Here is a 22,846-nt window from a genome sequence, read left to right as displayed (position 1 = left end):
AACCACCGGACGAAAGGGGAAGGAACCCCCTAAAACATGGGAGCGGTCAGACACGCCCATGCAGTGTCGACCAGTCTGGTTTCCCCCCCCCCCCCCCGCCCGCCCCCCCCCCCCGGGGTTCGGTAGTTCTTCCCGGGGAGGTAACACGTGCCGGTGACGCTGCCGCGGTCGTTCAGGTCGTTCAGGTCGTTCACCAGGCAAGAAGTCTCGTCGGCCTCGACGAACCTGCCGCGGTCGCCGTCCGGAACCGGGAACACGGTGAGCCGGCCGTCGGCGTCCCAGCGCGCCGGGCGGCTCAGGCCGGCACCGTTCCCGACCTCGCCGTAGATCGTCCCGTCCGCGCCGATCTTCTCGGCGTGGCTGTGCTTCCCACTTCGCGGCGTTCGTGCCATGCGACCGACGACCGTGCCCGCTTCGTCGAGGTCGGTGACCGAGCCACCGCCTTCCAGCACGACGACCTCGCCCGCCGGGTTCCAGTACCGCAGCCCGTCGTGAAGCGTCGTTGATCAGGCGCGGGTACCCGTAGCCGAGGAACGTGACCGTCCCCCGGGTGGTGTCCCACTTCACGGCGGTGTCCGGGCCCGGGCAACGCCGTGGGCGTTGACCGCGGCCACGCTGGAGTACGCGTAGTCCGGGGAGCCGGCGATCGGCGGCAGCTCGGTGATCCGGCCCGCCGCGTCCCATCGGGCGCCGTGCTGGTCGAACGCCTTGTCGGTCGCCGAGCCGAACACCGTTCCCGAGTTGGTCACCTGCAGCCCCGCGCTGCTCGGCCCGCCGGGCAGCGTGCCCAGGTCGACCGGACCGCCCGGCTCGTCCGCACCCGCCGGGACCGCGGTCAGCGCCGTCAGCACCGCCGGTTGAGTCAGCCCGGCAGCAGCGCCGGGGCCGTCAGCCGGGTGGCGTTGGCGGCCTCGTCGTCCGGGGCCTCCTGCGCCGAGCGCTCCGCCTCGACCCGCGCGAGGTAGTTCGTCACCTCACGCTCGGTCCGGTGCGCGTCCCAGCCCAGCAGCGGAGCCATCAGCTCCGCGACCACCGGAGCCGCCGCGACGCCGCGGTCGCGCTCCTCGATCGAGATGCGCGTCCGCCGGGTGAGAACGTCCTCGAGGTGCAACGCGCCTTCGTGCGAAACCGCGTACACCGCTTCCACACGAAGGTACTCGGAGGTCTCCGTGATCGGCGAAGCCAGCGAAGGGTCCTCCTCCATCAGGGAGACGAGGTTCCAGATCCGCGTCCCGTACCGCTGCAGCAGGTGCTCGACGCGCGCCACCGGCAACCCGGTCCGGGAAGCGACCGAGTACCGGTCCGCCCACAGCTCGTGGTACCCCTCGGCGCCGGCGATCGGCAGCCGGTCGGTCCACGACGGCGGGGTCGGCTTGCCCACCTCTTCGACCGCGACGTCGACCGCGTCCGCGGCCATCACCCGGTATGTCGTGTATTTGCCGCCGGCCACGATCACCAGGCCCGGCACCGGATGCGCCACCGCGTGCTCTCGCGACAGCTTCGTCGTCGCGGCCGCCTTCGCCGCCAGCAACGGGCGAAGTCCCGCGTACACACCTTCGATGTCGTCGCGCGTCACCGGCGTGCGCAGCACCTTGTTGAGGTGCTCCAGCACGTAGTCGACGTCCGCGCGGCTCGCCGCCGGGTGCTCGCGGTCGAGGGACCACTCGGTGTCCGTCGTGCCGACGAGCCAGTGCTTGCCCCACGGGATGACGAACAGCACGCTCTTCTCGGTGCGCAGGATCAGCCCGGTGTCGAGGTCGATCTTCTCCCGCGGCACCACCAGGTGGATGCCCTTCGACGCGCGCACGGTGAACGGCGCGGGAATACCGGCCGCCTCCGCCATGTCGTCGCTCCACACACCGGTGGCCGCGATGACCGAGCGGGCGCGGATCTCGAACTCGACCCCGCTCTCGCGGTCGACGACCTTCGCGCCGACCACCCGGGAACCCTCGCGCAGCAACGACGTCACGCGAGCGCGCGTCAGCACCGAAGCACCCTGCTCGGCCGCCGTCCGCGCGATGGTCATCGTGTGGCGGGCGTCGTCGACCTGGGCGTCGTAGTACTGGATCGCGCCGATCAGCGCGTCGTCGGCCAGCGCTGGCGCGACCTTCGCCGCGCCGCGCTTGGACAGGTGCCGGTGCCGCGGCAGGGCGCGGGCGCCGCCGAGCGTGTCGTACAGCGTGACGCCGGCGCCGATGTACCCGCGCTCCCACACCCGGTGCGTCAGCGGGACCAGGAACTTCACCGGCCGCACCAGGTGCGGCGCGAGGGTCTGCAGCAGCAGGCCGCGTTCCTTGAGCGCCTCGCGCACCAGCTTGAAGTCCAGCTGCTCCAGGTACCGCAGACCGCCGTGGATCAGCTTGGACGAGCGGCTGGACGTCCCGGCGGCGAAGTCGCGGGCTTCGACCAGCGCGGTCGACAGCCCGCGGGACGCCGCGTCGAGCGCGACGCCGGCGCCGGTCACTCCCCCGCCGACGACCAGGACGTCGACCTCTTCGCGAGCGAGCTTGCGCAGTGTCTCGGCCCGGTAGGCCGGGGAAAGCGGTGTCACGGTGTTCCTCCTCATGGTCACTGCACGTCGACCCAGTCGAGCGTGCGGCCGACGGCCTTCTGCCAGCCCGCGTAGCCCTCGGCGCGCTGTTCGCCGGTCCACGACGGCGCCCAGCGCTTGTCCTCGTTCCAGTTCTGCTCCAGCTCGTCGGTCGAGCGCCAGAACCCGACGGCCAGGCCGGCCGCGTACGCGGCGCCGAGCGCGGTGGTCTCGGCGACGACCGGCTTCGACACCGGGACGCCGAGGATGTCGGCCTGCAGCTGCATGCACAGCTCGTTCGCGGTCACCCCTCCGTCCACACGCACCACGTCGAGCGTGACACCGGAGTCGTTCTGCATGGCCTCGACGACGTCGCGGGTCTGGTAGCAGATCGCCTCCAGGGTGGCCCGCGCGAGATGAGCGTTGGTCGTGGCGCGAGTGAGCCCGACGATCGCGCCGCGGGCGTCCGAGCGCCAGTACGGTGCGAACAGGCCGGAGAAGGCCGGGACGAAGTAGACGCCGCCGTTGTCCTCGACCTGGCGGGCCAGGCTTTCGCTCTGCGACGCGCCGCTGATGATGCCCAGCTGGTCGCGCAGCCACTGCACGGCCGACCCGGTGACGGCGATCGAGCCTTCCAGCGCGTAGACCGGCTTCTCGTCGCCGAACTGGTAGCACAGCGTCGTGAGCAGGCCGTGCTTCGAGCGGACCAGCTCGTGGCCGGTGTTGAGCAGCAGGAAGTTGCCGGTGCCGTAGGTGTTCTTGGCCTCGCCGGGCCGGAAGCAGACCTGGCCGACGGTCGCCGCCTGCTGGTCGCCGAGGACGCCGGTGAGCGCGACCTCGCCGCCGAGCGGGCCGTCCGCGCGGGTGACGCCGAAGAAGCCGGGGTTCGACGACGGCCGGATCGCCGGGAGCATCCGCTTCGGGACGTCGAAGAAGGACAGCAGCTCGTCGTCCCAGTCGAGGGTTTCGAGGTCCATCAGCATGGTGCGCGAGGCGTTGGTCGGGTCGGTGACGTGCACCCCGCCGTCCGGGCCGCCGGTCAGGTTCCAGATGAGCCAGGAGTCGGTGGTGCCGAAGAGGGCGTCACCCTTTTCCGCGTCCTCGCGCACGCCGTCGACGTTTTCGAGGATCCACTGCAGCTTGCCGCCGGAGAAGTACGTCGCGGGCGGGAGCCCGGCCTTGCGGCGGATGACGTCGCCCTTGCCCTCGCGCTCCAGCGCCGAGGCGATCCGGTCGGTGCGGGTGTCCTGCCAGACGATCGCGTTGTGGTAGGGGCGGCCGGTGCGGCGGTTCCACACGACGGTGGTCTCGCGCTGGTTGGTGATGCCGAGCGCGGCCAGGTCGCGATAGGTCAGGTTGGCCTTGTTGAGCGCGGTGGCGATGACCGAGCGGGTGCGTTCCCAGATCTCGGTCGCGTCGTGCTCGACCCAGCCGGGCTTCGGCAGGATCTGCTCGTGTTCGAGCTGGTGGCGGGCGACTTCGTTGCCGCCGTGGTCGAAGATCATGAACCGGGTGCTGGTGGTGCCCTGGTCAACCGCGCCTACGTAGTCAGGCATGGGGGTTCTCCTCAGTCAGTGGGCGGGCTCGAGGTCCTTGGCGGGCATGGCGTCCAGCGGTTCTCCCGTGGGGAGGAAGCGCTCGATGAGGAACTTGTAGATCGCGCCGCCGACGAGGGCGCCGAGCACCGGGGCCACGATCGGGATCCACCAGTAGGGGAAGCCGTACTGGTCGGACCACGCCGTGTCGTAGCCGGTCAGCCAGGAGGCCAGGCGCGGGCCGAAGTCGCGGGCGGGGTTGATCGCGTAACCGGCGTTCGTGCCCCAGGCCATGCCGATCGCGACGACGAGGAAGCCGACGACGACCGGAGCCAGGTTCGCGCCCGGCGAGGTGTTGCGGAGGTCGGTGATCGCGAAGAGGACGATCAGCAGGATCGCGGTGCCGATGACCTGGTCGCGGAAGGCGCCCCAGTCACCCACGGGCAACGTGCCGTTACCCGGCAGGGTGGAGAACACCCCTTGGGTCTTGATCGTCAGGCCGGGATCCTTGGCGGTGAGCACCTCGGTGTAGTTCCAGCGCACGAGCAGGGCGGCGACGAACGCGCCGGCCGTCTGCGCGAGGGCGTACGGGGCGACCTTGCGCCAGGAGAAGCCCTTGAACACCGCGAGCGCGATGGTCACGGCCGGGTTCAGGTGCGCGCCGCTGATCCGCGAAGCGACGTAGACACCGAGCGTGACGCCGAGCCCCCAGGCCCAGGCGATGCTGTCGTGGTCCCCGATGCCCGCGGCGGCGACCTGCGCCACCACCCCGCACCCGAAGAGGATGAGGATCATCGTTCCCACGAACTCCGCGGCCATCTCGCCGCCGAGCCCGTGGGCCTTGAGGTTTCGCACCATTGCTTCCTCCACAAAGGACCGTTCGTTCCCCCCGGTGAGTGAAAGTTAAGTTCGGGTTTCCGGACGGTCAACGGACACCGGTCAGCATTGTCGAACGGCCGAAGTGGATGTTCGACATTGTCGAATCAGGGCCGGTCAGGTTACGGTCGGGGGGTGCCCGGTCCGATCCAGTCCATCGAACGCGCCGCCGCGATCCTGCGGTTGCTGGCGCGCGGCTCGGGCCGGCTCGGCGTCGGCGAGATCGCCGAGTCCCTCGAACTGGCGAAAGGCACCGCCCACGGGATCCTGCGCACCCTGCAGGGGGTCGGGTTCGTCGAACAGGACCGCGACACGGGCAAGTACCAGCTCGGCGCGGCGCTGCTGCACCTCGGGACGAGCTACCTGGACGTCAACGAGCTGCGGTCCCGGGCCATCAACTGGGCGGACGCGCTGGCCGCGCGCAGCGGCGAGGCCGTCCGGATCGGCGCGCCGCTGGAGGGCCGGGTGCTGGTGGTGCACCACGTGTTCCGGCCCGACGACAGCCTGCAGACCCTCGACGTCGGCTCGCTGCTGCCGCTGCACGCGACCGCGCTCGGGAAGGTCCTGCTGGCCTACGACACCACGCTGAAGGCGACACCGGAGCTGTACACGCGCCGTACGCTGACCACGCAGACCGCGATCAAGCGGGCCTGCGCCAAGGTCCGCGAAGCGGGCTGGGCGGTCGAAAACGGCGAAATGATCTCGGGCGAGGCCGGCATCGCGGCCCCCATCCGCGGCCACGGCGGCATCATCGTGGGCGCGATCGGGGTGTCGGGCGCCGTGGAGCGGATCTGCGAGCCGGACGGCGCGCCGAGCCCCCGGCTGCTCGGCCACGTCCGCGACGCGGCGCGCGCGGTGTCCCGTGACCTGGGCGCGTCCCGATGGTGAAGGAGGTGCCCGGGTGGTCCAGCGGTACGTGATGTCAGTCGACCAGGGCACGACCTCGACCCGGTGCATCCTGTTCGACGCGCGCGGCCGGCTCGTCTCCGTCGTGCAGCGGGAGCACCAGCAGCACTTCCCGCGGCCCGGCTGGGTCGAGCACGACGCGACCGAGATCTGGCGGAACCTCGCGCGGATCGTCCCGCAGGCCCTCGCCGACGCCGGCGCGACCGCCGAGCAGGTGGTCGGGCTCGGGATCGCCAACCAGCGGGAGACCACCGTGCTGTGGGACCGGCACACCGGCAACCCGGTCGGCCGCGCGATCGTCTGGCAGGACACCCGCACCGACGCGATGCTCGAACAGCTCGCCCGTGAGCCGGGCGCCGACCGGGTGCGGCAGCTGTGCGGCCTGCCGCTGGCGACGTACTTCTCGGCGCCGCGGATCCGCTGGCTGCTCGACCGGACCCCGGGCCTGCGCGAGCGCGCCGAGCGCGGCGACGTCCTTTTCGGCACCATCGAGAGCTGGTTGATCTGGAACCTCACCGGCGGGGCCGAGGGCGGGGTGCACGTCACCGACGTCACCAACGCCTCGCGCACCATGCTGATGAACCTGCGCACCCTCGCCTGGGACAAGGAGCTGCTCGACTTCTTCGACGTCCCGCGCGCGATGCTGCCGGAGATCCGGTCCTCGACCGAGGTGTACGGGACGACGTCGCGGGTGGTGCCCGGGATCCGGATCGCCGCGGCCCTCGGTGACCAGCAGGCCGCGCTGTTCGGCCAGACCTGCTTCGCGCCCGGCGAGGCGAAGTGCACGTACGGCACCGGCAGCTTCCTGCTGCTCAACACCGGCCCGACGCCGGTGCTGTCCACCCACGGCATGCTCACCACGGTCGGGTTCAAGATCGGCGACGAGCCCGCGGTGTACGCCCTGGAAGGGTCGATCGCGGTCACCGGGTCGCTGGTGCAGTGGTTCCGCGACGGCCTCGAGCTGATCGGCAGCGCCCCCGAGATCGAGACCCTGGCCAAGACGGTCGAGGACAACGGCGGCTGTTACATCGTCCCGGCGTTCTCCGGGCTGTTCGCGCCGCACTGGCACAGCGAGGCGCGCGGGGTGATCGCCGGGCTGACGTCGTACATCACGAAGGGCCACCTCGCGCGGGCGGTGCTGGAGGCGACCGGCTGGCAGACCCGCGAGGTGGTCGACGCGATGAACGCCGACTCGGGCCTGGCGCTGTCCACGTTGAAGGTCGACGGCGGGATGACCGCCGACAACCTGCTGATGCAGTTCGTCGCGGACGTGCTCGACGTGCCGGTGGTCCGCCCGATGGTGGCGGAGACGGTGTCCCTCGGCGCGGCCTACGCGGCGGGGCTGTCCGTCGGCTACTGGCCGGACCTGGAAGGGTTGCGGCGCAACTGGCACCGCGCCGGGCAGTGGCTGCCGGCGATGGACCCGGCGCGCCGCGACAGCGAGTACGGGCACTGGCGCCAGGCCGTGGAGCTGACGTTCGGCTGGATGCGCCCGGGCCCGGCCGCGGTCGCGCCCGGCTCGGACCTGGTCGAGGTGCTGCTGGCCGACCACCGTCGGTTCGAGCAGCTGTTCCGCGACCTGCGCAACACCGAGGCCGACCGCCCGGCGCTGGTCGCGGAGCTGGCGGGCCTCCTGGTCGCCCACGCGACGGCGACCGAGCGGATCGTGCGCCCGGACTCCCCCGAGCTGTCCTTCGCCGACGACCTCCTGGCGGTCCTGGAGGCGTCGGACTCCGAAAAGGCGTTGCTGCGCCTGGAGAACGTCGTCGACGCGCATGTCCGCGGGGAAGAGCGCGAGCTGCTGAACGACCTGCGCCGCACGATGTCCACTTCGGACCGCACGGGCCTCGGCCGGGCGTTCGTGGCGGAGCGCCGCCGCCAGCTGGCCCTCGGCTGCGGCAACGCCGACCACATCCGCGCGTTGGGTGACCGGCTGACCCTCTGAGGGCGGGCTATTTCCCGGACGGGCCGTTCGCGCGATCTTCCGTCATCTCGACGATCTTCTTCGCGAACTTGCCGACGAAGGACTTGTCCTCCTCGGACGGTGTGGGTTCGCTCATGTCAGCAGAAGGATCCCAGGCAGAAGACGAACGCGACCCAGGTGAGCACCGGTTGCGCCGTTCGGGTGGCGAGGAACTGGCGGCCGTCGCCGAAAATCCGAGCAGAACCGTCGCCTTGGTTTCCAGCCGTGCGGCGGCCTGGTCCTGCCGGGTGGTTCTCGCCGCCACTTCGTCGTTGAGGAATTCGAGGGTTTCGCATTCCTCGTCCACCGGATCCGCCACCCCGGCATCCTAATGGCACATCGAAGGACTCAGCGCCCCTCGATGTGCCATTCACGGGCTCCGGGCCCTCAGGAAGCCGCCCGGCGTTTCGTCCAGATGTCGTAGGCCACCGCTGCCAGCAGGACGACGCCCTTCACCAGCATCACCCGCTCGCTGGGCGCGCCGATCAGCGACATCCCGTTGTTGATCACCGCCATGATCAGGCCGCCGGTGATCGCGCCGACCACCTTGCCGACGCCGCCCTGCACCGCCGCGCCGCCGATGAACGCCGCCGCGATCGCGTCCAGCTCGAAGTTGACACCCGCCGTCGGGCCCGCCTGGTTGAGCCGGCCCGCGAAGATGATCCCGGCCAGCGCCGCGAGCACACCCATGTTGACGAAGATCCAGAACGTCACCGACTTGACCTTGACGCCGGACAGCGTCGCCGCCTGCAGGTTGCCGCCGACGGCGTAGATGTGCCGCCCGAACACCGACTTCCCGGCCACCAGGGAGTACCCCAGCACCAGGACGGCCAGCAGGATCAGCACCCACGGCAGGTTCTTGAACCGCGCCAGCTGCACGACCAGCGCGAGGACCACCACCGCGACCCCGGCGATCTTGAGCACGAACATCGGGAACGGGTCGACGTCCTGGCCGTACCCCAGCCGCGCCGAGCGCTTCCGCCACTGGGTGAACGCGATCCCGGCCACCGCGGCGACACCCGCGAGCAGCGACACCAGGTCGGCGCCACCGAGCGGGCCGAGGCCGATGTTGCCCAGGTAGCCGTCGGTGAAGCCGTTGGACAGCGTGCGGATCGCGTCCGGGAACGGCCCGATGCCCTGGTTGCCCAGCACCGTGAGGGTCAGGGCGCGGAACGCCAGCATCCCGGCGAGCGTCACGATGAACGCCGGTATCCCGAAGTAGGCGACCCAGTAGCCCTGCCACGCGCCGATCACCGCGCCGACGACGAGGGTGACCAGCACCGCCCAGAACCACGGCAGGTGCCAGTTCACCATCAGCACCGCCGACACCGCGCCGGTCATCGCCACGACCGACCCGGCGGAGAGGTCGATGTGCCCGGAGATGATCACCAGGATCATCCCGATCGCGAGGATCAGCACGTAGCTGTTCTGCACGATGATGTTGGAGATGTTCTGCGGTTCCAGCAGTGCGCCGCCGGTGAGCACCTCGAACAGCACCACGATCAGTGCGAAAGCGACGTAGATGCCGCTCTGGCGCGGGTTGATCGAGATCCTCCGCTTGGAGCGCTCAACCGGGGGCGCGGCGGGCCGCGCTTCGGTCGTGGTCATTCCCGTTCCTTCGTCATGTACTGCATGAGCAGTTCCTGGGTGGCTTCCTCGCGGGTCGCCTGGCCGGTGATCCGCCCGGCCGACAGCGCGTAGATCCGGTCGCAGAGCCCGAGCAGCTCCGGCAGCTCGGAGGAGATGACCAGCACGGCCTTCCCCTGCGCGGCGAGGGCGTTGATGATCGTGTAGATCTCGAACTTCGCGCCGACGTCGATGCCGCGGGTCGGCTCGTCGAGGATCAGCACGTCCGGGTCGGTGAAGATCCACTTGGCCAGCACGACCTTCTGCTGGTTGCCGCCGGAGAGCTTCCCGGTCACGCTGCGCACGGTCGGCGCCTTGATCCGCAGGTCACGCCGGAAGCGGGCGGCCGTGTCGTGCTCGGCGTTCTCGTCGACCCAGCCCCGCTTCGCCAGTTTGCCCAGCCCGGCCGCGGACACGTTGCGCTGGATGTCCTCGATCAGGTTGAGCCCGTAGCGCTTCCGGTCCTCGGTGGCGTAGGCGATGCCGTGGCGGACGGCGTCGCGCACCGACCGGACGTCGATCTCCTCGCCGTGCTTGAGGATCCGCCCGGAGATGTCCTTACCGTAGGACCGGCCGAACACGCTCATCGCGAGCTCGGTCCGGCCCGCGCCCATCAGCCCGGCCAGGCCGACGATCTCCCCGCGCCGCAGCGAAAGCGACGCGTGGTCGACGACGACCCGGCCGGCCTGGGTCGCGCTGTGCACCGTCCAGTCCTCGATCCGCAGCACCTCTTCCCCGATGTCCGGCTCCCGGGGCGGGAACCGGTGCTCGAGGTCGCGCCCGACCATGCCGGTGATGATCCGCTCCTCGGTCAGTCCGGCCGCGTCGAGCGTCTCGATCGTCCGGCCGTCCCGCAGGATCGTGACGGTGTCGGCGATCGCGGTCACCTCGCCGAGCTTGTGCGAGATGATCACGCAGGTCACGCCGTCGGACCGCAGCTCGCGCAGCAGCTCCAGCAGGTGGGCCGAGTCCTCGTCGTTGAGGGCCGCGGTGGGCTCGTCGAGGATCAGCAGCCGGACCTCCTTGGACAGCGCCTTGGCGATCTCGACCAGCTGCTGCTTGCCGACGCCGAGCTCCTGCACCGGCGTCACCGGGTTTTCGGCGAGGCCGACGCGCCGCAGCAGCGCGCCGGCCTCGTGGTTGGTGCGGTTCCAGTCGATCCAGCCGCGTTTTGCCTGTTCGTTGCCGAGGAAGATGTTCTCGGCGATCGAAAGCTGCCCGCACAGCGCGAGCTCCTGGTGGATGATCACGATTCCGCGCCGCTCGCTGTCGCGCACCGAACCGAACTCGCACCGCTGCCCGTCGAAGTGGATTTCACCGTCGTACGTCCCGTGCGGGTAGACGCCGGAAAGCACCTTCATCAAGGTGGACTTCCCGGCGCCGTTCTCCCCGCAGATCGCGTGGATCTCGCCGCTGTGCACGGAAAGGGTGACGTCCGACAGCGCCTTGACCCCGGGGAAGGTCTTGGTGATCCCGCGCATGCCGAGCAGTTCGGTCATTTCAGCTGACCCGCCGTGTAGTAGCCGGAGTCGACGAGCTCCTTCTGGTAGTTGGCCTTGTCCACGGTGACCGGCTGCAGCAGGAACGACGGGACGACCTTCTTGCCGTTGTCGTAGTCCTTGGTGTTGTTGACCTCCGGCTTGCCGCCCTTGAGCACGGCGTCGGCCATCTTCACCGTGGTGTCGGCGAGGATGCGGGTGTCCTTGAAGATCGTCGAGTACTGCTCGCCGGCGATGATGGACTTGACCGACGCGACCTCGGCGTCCTGCCCGGTCACGACCGGGTACGGCTGGCCGGCGGTGCCGTAGCCGTTGCTCTTCAGCGCCGAGAGGATGCCGATCGACAGGCCGTCGTACGGCGAAAGCACGCCGGCGACCTTGGCGCCACCGGTGTAGGTCTTGGTGAGCAGGTCTTCCATCCGCCGCTGCGCGGTGGCCGGGTCCCAGCGCAGGATCGCCGCGCGGGCGAAGTCGGTCTGGGTGCTCTTGACGACCAGCTTGCCGCTGTCCATCAGGGGCTTGAGCACGGACATCGCCCCGTTGAAGAAGAAGGTCGCGTTGTTGTCGTCGGGCGAGCCGGCGAACAGCTCGATGTTGAACGGACCCGCGCCGTCACCTAGACCCTTGACCAGCGAGTTCGCCTGCTCGACGCCGACCTTGAAGTTGTCGAAGGTCGCGTAGTAGTCGACGTTCGGCGAGTTGCGGATCAGCCGGTCGTAGGCGATGACCGGGATCTTGCGGTCGGCCGCCTCCTGCAGCTGCGTGGTGATGGCGGTGCCGTCGATCGAGGCGATCACCAGGAGCTTCGCGCCCTTGGTGATCTGGTTCTCGATCTGGTTCACCTGGGTGGGGATGTCGTTCTCGGCGTACTGCAGGTCGACCTGGTAGCCGAGCTTCTCCAGCGCCGACTTGATGTTGTCGCCGTCGTGGATCCAGCGTTCCGACGACTTGGTCGGCATGGTGACGCCGACGAGGCCGCCCGCCGCGCTCGCGCTCGACGCCGCCGCCTGGTCGGCCGTCTTCTCGCTCGAACCGCACGCGGAGAGCGTCAGCACGAGTCCCGCGGCCGCGAAAGCCGCGATTCCTCTGGTGAACTTCATTGTTCCTTCTTCCTTTCTCAGAAACCCTGAGCGAGCCGGTGGTAGGCCTGGTTCCAGCGGATGCGGTCGGTGAAGCCGTGCGGCGTCGTGTCGGAGTCGATGACCAGCAGCTCGACGCCGAGGAGGTTCGCGAAGTCGCGCAAGGTCTCGGTGCCGACCGCCTGGGTGAGCACGGTGTGGTGCGGGCCGCCCGCGGTGATCCACGACTCCGCGGACGTCGACAGCGACGGCGCCGGCTCCCACACCGCCCGCGCGACGGGCAGATTCGGCAGCGGCTCGTCCGGTGCGACGACCTCGATCTCGTTGGCCACCAGGCGGAACCGGTCGCCGAGGTCGACCAGGCCGAGGGTGACGCCGGGGCCGGGCGCCGCGTCGAACACGAGCCGGACCGGGTCTTCGCGACCGCCGATGCCCAGCGGGTGGATCTCGCACGACGGCTGGGCGGCGGCGATGCTCGGGCAGACCTCCAGCATGTGCGCGCCGAGGATCTTCGGCGTGCCCGGGCCGAAGTGGTAGGTGTAGTCCTCCATGAACGACGTGCCGCGGTCCAGGCCGGCGCCCATCGCCTTCACCGCCGCGAGCAGCGCCGACGTCTTCCAGTCGCCTTCGCCGCCGAAGCCGTAACCGTCGGCCATCAGCCGTTGGACCGCGAGGCCCGGCAGCTGGCGCAGGCCGCCGAGGTCCTCGAAGTTCGTGGTGAACGCCCCGAAGCCACCGTCGGTGAGGAACTTCCGCATCCCGGCCTCGATCTTGGCCGCGTACCGCAGCGACTCGTGCCGCGCTCCCCCGGCCGCCAGGTCCGGGACGACGTCGTAGTCCTCGGCGTACTGCGCGATGAGCGAGTCCACATCGGACACCTGGTCGACGAGCTCGACCAGGTCGTTGACACCGTAGGTGTTGACCGAGACGCCGAACCGCAGCTCGGCCTCGACCTTGTCCCCCTCGGTGACCGCGACGTCGCGCATGTTGTCCCCGAAGCGGGCCAGCCGGAGGTTGCGCAGGTGGTCGGCGCCGATGGCGGCACGCGCCCACGCGTCGATCCGCGCGACGACAACCGGGTCCGACACGTGCCCGGCGACCGTCTTGCGCGGCACGCCGAGCCGCGTTTGGACGAACCCGAACTCGCGGTCGCCGTGCGCGGCCTGGTTGAGGTTCATGAAGTCCATGTCGATGGTCGACCACGGCAGGGCTTCGTTGAGCTGGGTGTGCAGGTGCAGCAGCGGCTTGCGCAGCGCGTCCAGGCCGGTGATCCACATCTTCGCGGGCGAGAAGGTGTGCATCCACGCGATCACGCCGACACACGCCGCGTCGGCGTTGGCCTCCTGCAGCACCCGGCGGATCGACGCGCCTTCGGTGAGCACCGGCTTGCCGACGATCTCGGCCGGGAGCCCGCCGGCGGCGGGCAGGAGCTGCTGGATCCGCAGTGACTGGCCGGCGACCTGTTCGAGGGTCTCCTCGCCGTAGAGGGCCTGGCTCCCGGTGAGGAACCAGAGCTGGGGTTTCGACGCGCGGGTCATCGTTCTCCTCGAAGCGTTTTCAGTGCTGGCCGTAGACGTTCTGGTACCGGGCGTAGAGCCGGTCGACGTCGTCGGGTGGGAGGGGTTCGGGGGTGCCCAGCTCGAAGGCCTTGTGCACGGTGCGGGCGACGTCTTCGACCAGCACGGCGGCCTTGACCGCGTCGCGGGCGGTCCGGCCGACGGTGAACGGGCCGTGGTTGCGCATCAGCACGGCCTTGGAGCGGCTGGTGCGGAGGGTCTCGACGATGCCGCGGCCGATGGAGTCGTCGCCGATCAGCGCGAACGGCCCGACCGGCACCTCCCCGCCGAACTCGTCGGCGATCATCGTGAGCACACACGGGATCGGCTCACCGCGCGCGGCCCACGCCGTCGCGTACGTCGAGTGCGTGTGCACGACGCCGCCGATCTCGGGCAGATGCCGGTAGACGTAGGCGTGCGCGGCGGTGTCGGACGACGGCGCGAGCTCGCCGTGCACCAGTTCGCCGTGCAGGTCGGTGACGACCATCGTGTCGGCGGACAGCTCGTCGTAGGACACGCCCGAGGGTTTGATGACCATCAGCTCACGGCCGGGGACCCGGGCCGAGATGTTGCCCGCGGTCCAGATCACCAGTGCGTTGCGGGTCAGCTCGCCGTGCAGGTTCGCCACGGTCTCCCGCAGTTCGGCGACGGTGTCGAGGACTTCGCCGGTCAGCGACATCAGGACCGTCCTTTCGCGATCTCGCGACGGCGGGCGGCCAGGCGGTGCATGACATCGTTGCCGCCACGGCCGAAGTAGTCGTGCAGCGTCGTGTACTCGGCGTACAGCTCGTTGTAGGCGGCGACGTGCGCCGGGATCGGCTGGTAAACGGCTCGCTCGACCGAGCCCATGGCCGCGGCGGCCGCGCGGATGTCCGGATAGGACCCGGCGGCGACGGCCGCGTGGATGGCCGAGCCGAGCGCCGGTCCCTGTTCGGAGCCGATGACCGACAGCGGGAGGTTCGTGACGTCGGCGTAGATCTGCATGAGCAGCGTGTTCTTCATCAGGCCGCCGGCGATGATCAGCTCGGTGACCGGGACCCCGGCCTCCCCGAACGTCTCGATGATCTTGCGGGTGCCGAAGGCCGTGGCTTCCAGCAGCGCGCGGTAGACGTCCTCGGCGCGGGTGGCGAGGGTCTGCCCGACGAGCACGCCGGACAGCTCGTGGTCGACGAGCACCGAGCGGTTGCCGCTGTGCCAGTCGAGCGCGACCAGGCCGTGCTCGCCGATCTCCTGCTGCTGCGCGAGCCGGGTGAGCTGCTCGTGCCCCTCGTGCGCGAAGTGCTCGGTGAACCAGCCGAAGATGTCGCCGACACCGCTCTGCCCGGCTTCGTAGCCCCAGAGCCCGGGGACGATCCCGCCGTCGACGACCCCGCACATGCCGGGGACCTCACGCAGTTCGGCGCCGTTCATGACGTGACACGTCGAGGTGCCCATGATGGCGACCATCTGGCCGGGCTCGACGGCGTTCGCCGCGGGCGCGGTCACGTGCGCGTCGACGTTGCACACGGCGACCGCGACGCCCTCGGGCAACCCGGTCCACGCGGCGGCCTCGGCCGACAGCGAGCCCGCGCGGGAACCCAGCTGCCCCAACGGATGTTCGAGCTTGTCGGCGACGAAGGACTCGAAGCCCGGCGCCAACTCGTGAAGAAAGTCGCGGCTCGGGTACTGGCCGTCCTGCAGGATCCCCTTGTACCCCGCCGTGCACGCGTTGCGGACGTACACCCCGGTCAGCTGCCAGACGATCCAGTCGGCCGCCTCGACCCAGTGTCGCATCGCCGCGTAGACGGCCGGGGCCTCTTCGAACAGCTCGAGTCCCTTGGCGAACTCCCACTCCGAGGAGATCAGGCCGCCGTACCGCGGCAGCCACTTCTCGCCGCGGGTGCGGGCGAGGTTGTTGATCCGGTCCGCCTGCGGCTGGGCCGAGTGGTGCTTCCACAGCTTGACGTAGGCGTGCGGATTGCTTTCGAACTCGGGCAGCTCGCACAGCGGCGTGCCGTCGGCGGTCGTCGGGACCATGGTGCACGCGGTGAAGTCGGTGCCGATGCCGACGACGTCGGCGGGGTCGGCGCCCGCGTCCCGCAGCGCGGCCGGGACGGCGGTCCGGAGCACGCCGACGTAGTCCGCGGGCACCTGCAGCGCCCAGTCCGGTGGCAGCGCGCGGCCGGTGGCGGGCAGCGTCTCGTCGAGCACGCCGTGCGGGTACTCGAAGACCGCGCTGCCCAGCTCGGCGCCGTCCGCCACCCGCACGACGACCGCGCGCCCGGAGAGCGTGCCGAAGTCGACACCGACGACGAGGGGTTCTGCTGACACTGCTGGGTCCTTCCGGGACGACTGAGCCTCAGTTAGCGTTAACATTCGGCGGTGGTTCACGGCCTCCGCCGCAGGCGACCGCGCTAGCGCGGCCCGGTGCTAGCGCGGCCCGGTGCTTTCGCGGACGATCAGCTCGGGCACGACCAGGGCCCGGGCGTGCCGGTCGCCCCCGCCCAGCCGCTCGGTCAGCAGGCCGAACGTGCGCCGGCCGACCTCGATGAAGTCCTGGCGCACCGTGGTCAGCGGCGGCGTGAAGTACGCCGCCTCGGGCACGTCGTCGAAGCCCGCGACGCGCACGTCCCGCGGCACCGAGATGCCCGCCTCGGCGAACGCGCGGAGCAGGCCGAGCGCCATCTGGTCGTTGCCGGCGAAGACGGCGTCGAGGTCGCGCTCCCCGGCGAGGGATCGCCCCGCCTCGTAGCCGGAGCGCGAACTCCAGTCGCAGCGGACCACGCGCGGGGCCGGAACACCGTGGCGTTCCAGGGTTTCCCTCCAGCCGAGCTCGCGGTCGCGGGCCTCCAGCCAGTCCTCCGGGCCGGCGATGTGCCACACGGTCCGGTGGCCCAGCGCCAGCAGGTGTTCGGTGGCGCGGCGGGCGCCGTCGCGCTGGTCGACGGAGATCACCGGGACCGGCGCGGTCTCCCCGCCGCCGACGGCGACCACCGGGAAGTCCGCGGGCGCGGCCTCCAGGGCCCGGCCGGCGGTCACGTGCGGGGCGATGACGATGACACCTTCGACGGCCTGGCGGCGGAGGTTCTCCACCGCGTCGGCGATCGAGGACCGGCCCGGGCGGCTCACGCTGGAGATCGTGATCGCGTAGCCGGCTTCGCGGGCGGCGTTCTCGATGCCGTGGAGCGTGCTCGCCGGACCGTACAAGTTGGACTCGAGGGCCACGACGCCGAGCGTGTCGGTCCGCCCGGTGACGAGTGCGCGGGCCGCGGAGTTGGGGCGGTAGCCCAGTTCTTCGATCGCGGCGAGCACGCGGGCGCGGGTCTCCGGCCGCACCGGGCCGGTCCCGTTGATCACCCGGGACACGGTCATGTGGGACACCCCGGCGACCCCGGCGACGTCGGTCAGGCTGGGCTGCCGGGTGCCGGCCGCGGTCACCTTGACGGGACCACCGGCCCGGGATCGTTCGACCACCGGCGTCCCCTTCCGTCCGCTCCGACGTGGCGCCCGTCACCCGTTCCGGTGACGGCGAGGAGTCAGTGTTAGCGATAACACCCGTGCGGTCAACCCGGCCCGCGTAACGGTCTCGTCACGCGGGCCGGGCGTCAGAGCGCGAGGGAGGCCGCGACCGGGAGGTGGTCGCTGCCGGTCGCGGGCAACGTCCAGGCCGCCGTCGGCCGCAGCCCAGCGGTGAAGATCTGGTCGATGCGCGCCAACGGCAGCGAAGCCGGCCAGCTGAAGCCGAATCCGTCACCGGCTTCGTCCTGCGCGACCCGCATCCGGTCGGTGACCCGGGTGAGCGCGCGGTCGTCGGTGGTGCCGTTGAAATCGCCGACCAGCACCTTGTGCGGCGCGGACTCCGCTTCGACGGCGTCGGCGAGCAGGCCGATCGCGGTGTCCCGGCCGTTGGCGGTGAACCCGGAGCCGAGCCGCACGCGCACCGACGGCAGGTGCGCCACGAACAGCGCGACCGGCCCCTTCGGAGTGTCCACTGTGGTCCGCAGCGCGCGGGTCCACGGCATGATCGCCACCGGCCGCGTGTCGCCGAGCGGGTAGGTGCTCCAGACACCGACCGTCCCCTGCACCGAGTGGTGCGGGTAGCGCGCGGCGAGCGCGTCCTCGTACTTCGGGATCTCGGACCTCTTCAGCTCCTCCAACGCGATCACCTGCGCGCCCGAGGCGGCCAGCGCGCGGGCGGTGCCGGCCGGGTCCGGGTTCTCGTCGTTGACGTTGTGCGAGACGATCGTGAGGTCGCCGCCCGCCTCGGTCTTGTCGAACACCCGCCCGCCGAAGAAGCCGGCCCAGACCAGGCCCGGGAGCAGCAGCGAGACGAGAGCGAGCGCCGAACGCCGGACCAGCGCCGCGACGAGCAGCGGGACGAGCAGGAGCCCGGTCCACGGCAGGACCGTCTCGAGCAGGCTGCCCGCGTTGCCGATCCAGTTGGGCACCAGGGAATGCGCGAGCAGCAGCACCGCCGTCAGCACCGAGAACACGGCGACGACGCGGCCGCGGCGTGCCCGGGGGCGGGCGGGCTTCGGCACGGTGATCGGCTCGGTGACCGCGGTCATCGGGTCGCCGCCGGCAGCTCCCGCTGGATCGCGGAGATCAGCTTCGCGCTGTTCTCCAGCACCGCGCGCAGCCCGGCCGCGGGGCTCCCGCCCGGGCTCTGGTGCAGCACGACCCCGAGGATCAGCGCCCCGCCCCGGCTCTGCGCCGCCCACATCAGGGCGCCGCCGGCCGCGGTCGACGACCCGGTCTTGAGCCCGATCACGCCGTCGCGGCCGAGCAGGGTGTTCGTGTTGACGACAGCGCCCGGCACACCGTCGACGCGCAGGCTCGGGGTGCCGACGATCGCGCGGACGACGGGGTTCTTCATCACCTCGCGAGCCAGCCGGAGCTGGTCGGTGGCGGTGCTGGTGGTCGAGTCCTCGACCCCGCTGGCGCCGGTGTAGGTCGTGCTGGTCATCCCGAGCGCGCCGGCTTCGCGGTTCATCTTCTCGACGAAGGCGTCTTGGCTGCCCGCGTCCCAGCGCGCGAGCAGGCGGGCGACGTTGTTGCCGGACGGGACGAGCATCAGGGCCAGCAGGTCCCGCTCGCTGATCCGGCGGCCCGCGCGGACCGGCGCGGTCGACTCGTCGGCGGCGGTGGACTCCGCCTCGGCCTGGTCGTCGACGGTGATCTCCGGGCCCGCGTCCCCCTCGGCGAGCGGGTGGTCCTTCAGCACGACGTAGGCGGTCATCACCTTGGTGACGCTGGCGATCGGCACCGGCTGCCGCTCACCCCGGCTGCCGAGCGAGCCGAGCCCCTGGACCTCGGCACTCGCCTGGCCTTCCGCGGGCCACGGCAGCGGCAGGTCGACGTCCGGCCGCGCGGCGGCGGCCCGTCCGGCGACCTCGGGCGGGAAGACGACCCAGACGGCCGCGGCGAGCGCCACCGCCGCGGCGGCGGCCAGCCCGCCGGCGAGGGGTGGGATGCGGGTACGGGCCATGGTTCTCCTCCGGGTGCCGAGGTGCGCTGGTCGAGCGCACGCCGTCACTCTGTCCGGGGAAGATCGCCGGTCCGTCGGGGTTGTTCGACAGGTCTGAACCAGAAATGTCGCGGTTCTGTACCAAAAGCCGCCTGGGCCGGGACATGGCGCGGGACCGGCCCCCCTCCGCCGCGCGCGGAGGAGAACCGGTCCCGCTGGTCTGGACCCCTCAGCTCACGTGGACGTAGTCGACCACGAGCTGCTGCGGGAACTGGGTGCTGCCGTCGGGGTCGCCGGGCCAGTAGCCGCCGACCGCCAGGTTGAGGATCACGAAGAAGTCGTGGTTGAACACCCACTGGTTGCCGCCGACGTCGGCCGGCGTGCGGGTCTGGTAGGCGTTGCCGTCGACCGACCAGACGATCCGGTCGGTCGACCAGTCGATCGCGTAGGTGTGGAAGTCGTCGGAGAAGTTCGGCCCGTTGTAGGCCGCGCCGATGCCGCCGGAGCCCGAATAGCCCGGGCCGTGGATGGTGCCGTGCACGGTGTTCGGCTCGAAGCCGACGTTCTCCATGATGTCGATCTCACCGCACTGCGGCCAGCCGACGTTGCCGATGTCGGAGCCCAGCATCCAGAACGCGGGCCACATGCCCTGCCCGCGCGGCAGCTTCATCCGGGCCTCGATGTGGCCGGACGACGCGGTGAACTTGCCGGAGGTGTTGAGCCGCGCCGAGGTGTACTCACACGGGCCGTACCAGCAGTTGTTGCCGCTGTTCTCCTTCTTCGCGGTGATCACGAGGTGGCCCTGGCCGTCGAGCGCCGCGTTGGCGGTGCCGTCGGTGTACCACTGGCGCTCGTGGTTGTTCACGTTGTCACCGGTCTCGTGCCCCCACTTCGAGCCGTCGACGCCCGCGCCGGCGGGGCCGTCGAAGTCGTCGCTGAAGCTCGCGAGGGGCGCGGCGGGCGCGGCCTGGCTCTGCGGGGCGGCCACCGCGGCGCCGAGCACGAGCAGGGCGGCGGGCGCGGCCAGCAGCCGGGCCGTCCGCCACCACCGGGCGGAGTTCCTGGTCGACATCATTGTCGCCTCTTCCGTTCCGCGGGCGACGGGCTGGCGGATCACCGGCACCCTATTTGTTGTGCGTCGCAACAAAGTATGAACGGGCCGGTGGCGAAGAACAAGACTATCCGGTCGGACATTTTCCGACGAGTACCCGATGGTCCGGACCACCGGGTACTTTCGGGCAACGGCTCAGCGCTGGATGCAGTCGAGCCCGAGCCCGACACCGGTGGCGACGTACTGGCAGAGGTGCGACGCGTGCTCCGCGTCGGTCTCCGTGCAGCCCACCGGCACGCCGAGCAAGTCGACCGCGCAGTAGGCGTAGAACTGGTTCGGGTTGCCCGGCACCGGGTCCGCCGACGCGGGGGCCGCCGTGACGACGGCCGAAGCGAGGGTGAGCGCGGCCGCGAGCGCGGCGATGCGGGTCTTCATGGTGCTCTCCTCCCGGAATCCCCGGTCTCCCAGGGGTTTGTGCAGGGAGGAGTTCCCCGCCGTCCGCCCGTTCAGCTCCGCGTCACCGGAAAGTGTCACACGACGGGACCGGGGATCGAACAGCGCATGAACAGTTGTTGCTCGATTACGTCCGAACGTCGGTAGTTACGAACAGCTTCGATCACCTAGGCTGATCGCTGCCCGCCCGAGGTCCCCCTGGAGGCTCCCGTGATGGCCGATCCGAACCGACTCACCCGCCGCAGCTTCCTCGGCGGGGTCGCCGCCGCCGGCGCCCTCGGCGCCCTGCCGCCGGGAATGGCCGAAGCCCTCGCCGAACCCCGGGTTTCCGGCAGCCTGTCCGACGTCCAGCACGTGGTCGTCCTGATGCAGGAGAACCGGTCGTTCGACCACTACTACGGCACCATGAAGGGTGTCCGCGGGTTCGGCGACCGGTCGGCGATCGTGCAGCCGAACGGCCAGGACGTCTTCCACCAGCCCGACTCCGGCCGCAGCGACGGCAAGTACCTGCTGCCGTTCCGCGTGGACACCACCCGAGTGGACGGTCAGGACCTCGGCGACCTCGGCCACGGCTGGGCCGACCAGCACCAGGCGATCGCGAGCGGCGCGAACAACGCGTGGGTACCCGCCAAGGGTGAGATGACCATGGGGTACTTCGGCCAGGGCGACATCCCGTTCCACCGCGCGCTCGCCGACGCGTTCACGGTGTGCGACCACTACTTCTGCTCGGTGCAGGGCCCGACCACGCCCAACCGGCTCTACCTGTTCACCGGCACGATCGACGCCGCGGGCCAGGCGGGCGGCCCGGCGAACTACAACCCGGCCGACTACAAGCCGGTCTTCGGCTGGACCACCTACCCGGAACGCCTGCAGCAGCACGGGGTTTCGTGGAAGGTGTACGCCAACAAGGAGGTCGGCGACGCGGGCGGCTCGTTCGTCGGCGACTACGGCGACAACCCGCTCTGGCTGTTCAAGGCCTACCACCAGGACTACTCGAGCGACCTTTCGAAGCGCGCCGGCGTCTTCAAGACCTGGGGCCCGGATTCGGGGAAGGGCAAGGACGTCAACCACGTCCTCGCCGAGTTCACCGCCGACTGCGCGAGCGGTTCGCTGCCGAAGGTGTCCTGGATCGTCGCGCCCTACGGTTACTGCGAGCACCCGGAAGCCCGCCCGGTCGACGGCGCCGCGTACACCCAGACCGTGCTGAACGCGTTGTGGGCCAACCCGAAGCTCTGGGAGTCCACTGTGGTCCTCATCAACTACGACGAGAACGACGGCTTCTTCGACCACGTCGCCCCGCCGATCGCCCCGTCCGGCACCGCGGGCGAGTACATCGGCGGCAAGCCGATCGGGCTCGGCGCGCGGGTGCCGATGACGGTGATCTCGCCGTGGAGCCGCGGCGGCTGGGTCAGCTCCGAGGTCACCGACCACACGTCGGTGATCCGGTTCCTCGAACGCTGGACCGGGGTCGCCGAACCGAACATCAGCGCCTGGCGCCGCGCGCTCTGCGGTGACCTGATGAGCTGCTTCGACTTCGGCGCCGCGAACGTCCGGATCCCGCTGCTGCCGGACACCGCGGCGCTGCGGAAGCAGGCGGACGACACCCAGCGGAAGCTGCCGAAGCCGGCGCCGCCCGCAACCGGGAAGCAGCAGGTTCCGGCGCAGGAGGCGGGCACCCGGCCCGCCCGGCCGCTGCCCTACCGGCCGCTGGTGACGACGTCGCTGAGCGCCGACCGCCAGATCCTCACCACGACGTTCGCCAACCAGGGCAGTGCGGCGGTCCAGCTGATGGCCTACCGCAACGACGGGCAGACCGACGGGCCGTGGCCCTACGACGTCGCCCCGGGCGCGCAGGTCGCCGACACCTGGCGGGTGCAGCTCTTCGGGGGCGGGAAGTACGGCGTCGCGGTGCACGGGCCCAACCGGTTCCGCTGGGTCTTCGCCGGCGACGCGAACAGCGCCGGCGCGGCGGTCGACGTCACGGCCGGGTACACGACCGAGAACAAGCTGCGGCTGACGATGCGCAACGGCGGCACGACGGCGGTCAAGGTCACGGTGACCGCGAACCACTACCGCACCGACGGGCCGTGGACGTACCCGCTGGCGGCGGGCCAGACGATCACCGACGACTGGAACCCCGTCTCCTACGGCTCCGGCTGGTACGACCTCTCGGCGACGCTCGACGCCGACCCGAAGTTCCTGCGCCGGTTCAGCGGCCACGTCGAGACCGGCGCGCCGAGCGTCACGGGCTGATCTTTCACATATGTGACCAGCGTTCAGTTCGTTGACGCGTGTCACGAGTGTGACCTATAAAGGGGCGTCCGGG

General features: G+C 70.7%; 18 protein-coding genes and 1 pseudogene. 3 read left to right on the top strand and 16 right to left on the bottom strand.

Features of this window, described 5'->3' with window-relative positions; all coding sequences use genetic code 11:
• Window positions 1–563: 563 nt before the first annotated feature.
• From ACZ61C_RS08335 to ACZ61C_RS08320, 4 genes are read right to left on the bottom strand one after another with little or no spacing between them, the layout of a single operon-like run.
• The gene (locus tag ACZ61C_RS08335) at window positions 564–851 is read right to left on the bottom strand and encodes a hypothetical protein (RefSeq protein WP_465304299.1); all 288 of its coding nucleotides are present in this window, start codon (window positions 849–851) and stop codon (window positions 564–566) included.
• 11 nt (window positions 852–862) lie between these two features.
• Window positions 863–2,566 (bottom strand): glycerol-3-phosphate dehydrogenase, encoded by a 1,704-nt coding sequence (gene glpD / locus ACZ61C_RS08330; protein WP_465304297.1) that lies wholly within the window; start codon window positions 2,564–2,566, stop codon window positions 863–865.
• A gap of 2 nt (window positions 2,567–2,568) precedes the next feature.
• Window positions 2,569–4,086: a glycerol kinase GlpK gene (glpK, locus tag ACZ61C_RS08325; RefSeq protein ID WP_465304295.1), complete on the bottom strand. Its 1,518-nt coding sequence runs from the start codon at window positions 4,084–4,086 to the stop codon at window positions 2,569–2,571.
• 15 nt (window positions 4,087–4,101) lie between these two features.
• Complete coding sequence (locus ACZ61C_RS08320) at window positions 4,102–4,923, bottom strand: MIP/aquaporin family protein (RefSeq protein ID WP_465304293.1); 822 nt, start codon at window positions 4,921–4,923, stop codon at window positions 4,102–4,104.
• A 153-nt stretch (window positions 4,924–5,076) separates the two neighbouring features.
• On the opposite strand from ACZ61C_RS08320, the gene ACZ61C_RS08315 reads away from it, so the two are divergent.
• The gene (locus tag ACZ61C_RS08315) at window positions 5,077–5,829 is read left to right on the top strand and encodes an IclR family transcriptional regulator (protein ID WP_465304291.1); all 753 of its coding nucleotides are present in this window, start codon (window positions 5,077–5,079) and stop codon (window positions 5,827–5,829) included.
• A gap of 13 nt (window positions 5,830–5,842) precedes the next feature.
• Window positions 5,843–7,792: a glycerol kinase GlpK gene (gene glpK / locus ACZ61C_RS08310; RefSeq protein ID WP_465304289.1), complete on the top strand. Its 1,950-nt coding sequence runs from the start codon at window positions 5,843–5,845 to the stop codon at window positions 7,790–7,792.
• Window positions 7,793–7,799: 7 nt separating this feature from the next.
• On the opposite strand, the gene ACZ61C_RS08305 is transcribed toward glpK (ACZ61C_RS08310), so the two are convergent.
• The 12 genes and pseudogenes from ACZ61C_RS08305 to ACZ61C_RS08250 all read right to left on the bottom strand — a co-directional run bounded on the left by ACZ61C_RS08305 (window position 7,800) and on the right by ACZ61C_RS08250 (window position 20,502).
• Window positions 7,800–8,129: a hypothetical protein gene (locus tag ACZ61C_RS08305; protein ID WP_465304287.1), complete on the bottom strand. Its 330-nt coding sequence runs from the start codon at window positions 8,127–8,129 to the stop codon at window positions 7,800–7,802.
• A 68-nt stretch (window positions 8,130–8,197) separates the two neighbouring features.
• Complete coding sequence (mmsB, locus tag ACZ61C_RS08300) at window positions 8,198–9,418, bottom strand: multiple monosaccharide ABC transporter permease (protein WP_465304285.1); 1,221 nt, start codon at window positions 9,416–9,418, stop codon at window positions 8,198–8,200.
• Window positions 9,415–10,935, bottom strand: coding sequence for a multiple monosaccharide ABC transporter ATP-binding protein (mmsA, locus tag ACZ61C_RS08295; protein WP_465304283.1), 1,521 nt, complete (start codon window positions 10,933–10,935; stop codon window positions 9,415–9,417). The genes mmsB and mmsA overlap by 4 nt, the downstream gene beginning before the upstream one ends.
• On the bottom strand, window positions 10,932–12,035 hold the full coding sequence (chvE, locus tag ACZ61C_RS08290) for a multiple monosaccharide ABC transporter substrate-binding protein (protein ID WP_465304281.1): 1,104 nt from the start codon (window positions 12,033–12,035) through the stop codon (window positions 10,932–10,934). The genes mmsA and chvE overlap by 4 nt, the downstream gene beginning before the upstream one ends.
• Window positions 12,036–12,052: 17 nt before the next feature.
• A complete protein-coding gene (gene araA / locus ACZ61C_RS08285) occupies window positions 12,053–13,552 on the bottom strand; it encodes an L-arabinose isomerase (protein WP_465304279.1) in 1,500 nt (499 codons plus the stop codon).
• Window positions 13,553–13,571: 19 nt separating this feature from the next.
• Window positions 13,572–14,249 (bottom strand): L-ribulose-5-phosphate 4-epimerase, encoded by a 678-nt coding sequence (locus ACZ61C_RS08280; RefSeq protein ID WP_465304277.1) that lies wholly within the window; start codon window positions 14,247–14,249, stop codon window positions 13,572–13,574.
• Window positions 14,249–15,925, bottom strand: a complete 1,677-nt coding sequence (gene araB / locus ACZ61C_RS08275) for a ribulokinase (RefSeq protein WP_465304275.1) — start codon at window positions 15,923–15,925, stop codon at window positions 14,249–14,251. Before araB ends, ACZ61C_RS08280 begins: the two co-directional genes overlap by 1 nt.
• Window positions 15,926–15,979: 54 nt before the next feature.
• A complete protein-coding gene (locus ACZ61C_RS08270) occupies window positions 15,980–17,023 on the bottom strand; it encodes a LacI family DNA-binding transcriptional regulator (protein WP_465304273.1) in 1,044 nt (347 codons plus the stop codon).
• A gap of 131 nt (window positions 17,024–17,154) precedes the next feature.
• Window positions 17,155–18,096 (bottom strand): endonuclease/exonuclease/phosphatase family protein, encoded by a 942-nt coding sequence (locus ACZ61C_RS08265; protein WP_465305603.1) that lies wholly within the window; start codon window positions 18,094–18,096, stop codon window positions 17,155–17,157.
• A 17-nt stretch (window positions 18,097–18,113) separates the two neighbouring features.
• Window positions 18,114–19,037 (bottom strand): D-alanyl-D-alanine carboxypeptidase family protein, encoded by a 924-nt coding sequence (locus ACZ61C_RS08260; protein ID WP_465304271.1) that lies wholly within the window; start codon window positions 19,035–19,037, stop codon window positions 18,114–18,116.
• Window positions 19,038–19,248: 211 nt separating this feature from the next.
• A pseudogene (locus ACZ61C_RS08255) lies at window positions 19,249–20,088 on the bottom strand (glycoside hydrolase family 16 protein); the annotation flags it as partial.
• A gap of 174 nt (window positions 20,089–20,262) precedes the next feature.
• The gene (locus ACZ61C_RS08250; RefSeq protein WP_465304269.1) at window positions 20,263–20,502 is read right to left on the bottom strand and encodes a hypothetical protein; all 240 of its coding nucleotides are present in this window, start codon (window positions 20,500–20,502) and stop codon (window positions 20,263–20,265) included.
• A gap of 231 nt (window positions 20,503–20,733) precedes the next feature.
• Between ACZ61C_RS08250 and ACZ61C_RS08245 the strand changes: the two genes are divergently transcribed.
• On the top strand, window positions 20,734–22,773 hold the full coding sequence (locus ACZ61C_RS08245) for a phosphocholine-specific phospholipase C (protein ID WP_465304267.1): 2,040 nt from the start codon (window positions 20,734–20,736) through the stop codon (window positions 22,771–22,773).
• The last annotated feature ends 73 nt before the right edge of the window (window positions 22,774–22,846 follow it).

The sequence above is a fragment of the Amycolatopsis sp. NPDC104587 genome (assembly GCF_055583645.1).
The sequence above is the reverse complement of the archived record's forward strand: the minus strand, read 5'-3'. Positions and strand labels throughout refer to the sequence as shown.

Excerpts from the sequence above, each read along its gene's own strand:
- ACZ61C_RS08320 (WP_465304293.1), bottom strand. The coding sequence starts at position 4,923 with ATGGTGCGAAACCTCAAGGCCCACGGGCTCGGCGGCGAGATGGCCGCG.
- ACZ61C_RS08260 (WP_465304271.1), bottom strand. The coding sequence starts at position 19,037 with ATGGCCCGTACCCGCATCCCACCCCTCGCCGGCGGGCTGGCCGCCGCC.
- glpK (WP_465304295.1), bottom strand. The coding sequence starts at position 4,086 with ATGCCTGACTACGTAGGCGCGGTTGACCAGGGCACCACCAGCACCCGG.
- ACZ61C_RS08245 (WP_465304267.1), top strand. The coding sequence starts at position 20,734 with ATGGCCGATCCGAACCGACTCACCCGCCGCAGCTTCCTCGGCGGGGTC.
- araB (WP_465304275.1), bottom strand. The coding sequence starts at position 15,925 with ATGTTAACGCTAACTGAGGCTCAGTCGTCCCGGAAGGACCCAGCAGTG.
- ACZ61C_RS08250 (WP_465304269.1), bottom strand. The coding sequence starts at position 20,502 with ATGAAGACCCGCATCGCCGCGCTCGCGGCCGCGCTCACCCTCGCTTCG.
- araA (WP_465304279.1), bottom strand. The coding sequence starts at position 13,552 with ATGACCCGCGCGTCGAAACCCCAGCTCTGGTTCCTCACCGGGAGCCAG.
- mmsA (WP_465304283.1), bottom strand. The coding sequence starts at position 10,935 with ATGACCGAACTGCTCGGCATGCGCGGGATCACCAAGACCTTCCCCGGG.
- chvE (WP_465304281.1), bottom strand. The coding sequence starts at position 12,035 with ATGAAGTTCACCAGAGGAATCGCGGCTTTCGCGGCCGCGGGACTCGTG.
- ACZ61C_RS08280 (WP_465304277.1), bottom strand. The coding sequence starts at position 14,249 with ATGTCGCTGACCGGCGAAGTCCTCGACACCGTCGCCGAACTGCGGGAG.
- mmsB (WP_465304285.1), bottom strand. The coding sequence starts at position 9,418 with ATGACCACGACCGAAGCGCGGCCCGCCGCGCCCCCGGTTGAGCGCTCC.
- glpD (WP_465304297.1), bottom strand. The coding sequence starts at position 2,566 with ATGAGGAGGAACACCGTGACACCGCTTTCCCCGGCCTACCGGGCCGAG.